We start from the raw sequence: 246 nt of genomic DNA, 5'->3' as shown, positions 1-246 counted from the left end.
CGCGCTGGCCAACCTGCGTCATGACCCGGTCCTCATCGTCGATTCGTATCTTCTACGCGCCCTGTCAGTGGCGGGGTGGGCACCCTCGTGCTTCGCATGCGCCAGTTGCGGCAAGCCCGGCCCGCACACGTCCTTCTCCATTTCCGAGGGTGGCGCGCTGTGCGACGAGTGTCAAAGCGAAGGGGGAGTGGCCGTCTCGGAGAACACGATGGAACTGATGGGGCACCTCCTGGCCGGAAACTGGGA

1 protein-coding gene is annotated in these 246 nt (G+C 65.0%); it reads left to right on the top strand.

Annotated elements, in window-relative coordinates; genetic code table 11:
* A partial coding sequence (gene recO / locus QP442_RS08550; protein ID WP_285069816.1) for a DNA repair protein RecO occupies positions 1-246 on the top strand: 246 nt, incomplete at both ends.

This window comes from Pauljensenia sp. UMB1177, from assembly GCF_030217965.1.
GTDB lineage: Bacteria > Actinomycetota > Actinomycetes > Actinomycetales > Actinomycetaceae > Pauljensenia > Pauljensenia turicensis_A.
The sequence above is the reverse complement of the archived record's forward strand: the minus strand, read 5'-3'. Positions and strand labels throughout refer to the sequence as shown.